Below are 1,189 nucleotides of genomic sequence, written 5' to 3'. Positions count from 1 at the left end.
GTTGTGAGCCCTTTCCGGGTTCGATGCTCAGGTCGATCCCGTAGTCCTCGAAGATGCCCTGTTCCAGGCCGTAGTACAGCGGGGCGTGCTCGCCGTAGGGATACCAGTTGAGCGTGAGAGTGATCTTGTCGGGTCCTTCCTCCTCGGAGGCGGTCCCGCCCCCCGCGCAGGCGGTGGTGAGCAGAATGGCGACGGTGCCAGGGATAAGCTTCAACTGTTTCGGCACGAGGAAACCTTCCCGGGATGTGCGCGAACGCGTTCATGGCTGTGCAGTGAGGTAGATCTAGCAGGGGTCCAGAACCCCGCGGCAGGTGCGTGCTGCTACACACCGGGCTGTTGGGTGCGGTGCGCGCCAGGTCGACACAGCATTACCCGCGGGATCGCGTCCGGGAGCCTGAAGGGGCCCGGGCCGGCGCACGGGGAGCGGGTGTGTGCGGTTCCGATCGCGCTCTCCGGTCGCCCGGACCGCTCCGGCGACACGTTCACGGTGGTCGGGAACGCCGTGCCGTACCGGGCGGCGGGACGGCCGCGGTCCTGGGGCCTCCTTCTCCCATCGCCGACCGCAGGCCGCTCGCTCCATGACCGCCGCTCGCCTCCCCGGGACGGTGCCCTCCACGGCGCCGGTCCATCAGGCCCCGTGCCCGTGTTGCACGAAGGCGCTGGCTCCGGTCCGCGCGTATTCGCCGGTCCAGTACGCGTCGGGTGTCTCGGCGAACCCGGTGAACTCGGTCTCGGCGAGGATGTTGATGGTCTGCTGCCAGTCCTCCTCGGCGTTGACTCCGGGTGCCCTGCCCTCGGTCGCCTCGGTGGGCATCAGCTCCAGGGTGAGGTCGAACTGCTCGGCCAGAACCTTCCTACTGGGCATTTCCTCGGAGGCGCCCTCCATGGCCGCGACCGCTTTCTCGGGGTTGTCCTGGGCGGCGCTCCAGGATTCCTGTGTGGCGGTGACCATGCGCTGGACCAGGTCCTCGTCGTTGTCGATGGTGCTCTTGGAGGCGACGAGCCCGGTGCCGTAGTAGGAGAGACCCCAGTCGGCCCAGAGCATCGCGTCGACCTCGCGGCCGGTCTCCTCCGCCAGGATCGGCGCCTGGTCGTGGAAGAAGCCGAGCAGGCCGTCGGCCTCGCCGGAGGCGACCGCGGAGAGCTTCCCCTCGGGGTCGGTGGGCAGGAGTTCGACCGAGAAAGAATC

1 protein-coding gene and 1 pseudogene are annotated in these 1,189 nt (G+C 68.6%); both read right to left on the bottom strand.

The features are described 5' to 3' along the window. A pseudogene (locus tag VS93_RS32320) lies at positions 1-226 on the bottom strand (ABC transporter substrate-binding protein); the annotation flags it as partial. 402 nt (positions 227-628) lie between these two features. Next, on the bottom strand, positions 629-1,189 hold a 561-nt coding region (locus VS93_RS26395), incomplete at its 5' end, for an ABC transporter substrate-binding protein (RefSeq protein ID WP_046472543.1).

It is taken from the genome of Allosalinactinospora lopnorensis (genome assembly GCF_000981225.1).
GTDB lineage: Bacteria > Actinomycetota > Actinomycetes > Streptosporangiales > Streptosporangiaceae > Allosalinactinospora > Allosalinactinospora lopnorensis.
Note: the sequence above shows the minus strand (reverse complement) of the source record. Positions and strands in the feature narration are given on the sequence as shown.